Source organism: Nocardioides cremeus (assembly GCF_030518195.1).
In the GTDB taxonomy this organism is placed as follows: Bacteria; Actinomycetota; Actinomycetes; order Propionibacteriales; family Nocardioidaceae; genus Nocardioides; species Nocardioides cremeus.
Genome location: NZ_JAULSC010000121.1, coordinates 1 through 354, shown reverse-complemented (window position 1 = coordinate 354; position 354 = coordinate 1). Strand labels below are relative to the sequence as shown.

Annotated in this window: 1 protein-coding gene; it reads right to left on the bottom strand. The window is 51.1% G+C overall.

The window, feature by feature from the left end; translation table 11 throughout:
* A partial coding sequence (locus QWJ41_RS22445) for a polyubiquitin (RefSeq protein WP_302710400.1) occupies window positions 1-354 on the bottom strand: 354 nt, incomplete at both ends.

The window sequence follows — 354 nt, the reverse complement described above, 5'->3', positions numbered from 1 at the left end:
GTCAATGTCTTTACAAAGATTTGCATCCCTCCACGCAGACGAAGCACCAGATGAAGGGTAGACTCCTTTTGAATATTGTAGTCGGCCAGTGTGCGGCCATCCTCCAGCTGCTTTCCAGCAAATATAAGCCTCTGCTGGTCTGGGGGGATGCCTTCCTTGTCCTGAATCTTTGCTTTCACATTATCAATGGTGTCTGAGCTCTCAACCTCAAGTGTGATAGTCTTCCCAGTCAGAGTCTTCACAAATATCTGCATGCCACCACGGAGCCTGAGCACCAGGTGGAGGGTGGACTCCTTCTGGATGTTGTAGTCAGCAAGGGTGCGGCCATCCTCGAGCTGCTTGCCAGCAAAGATG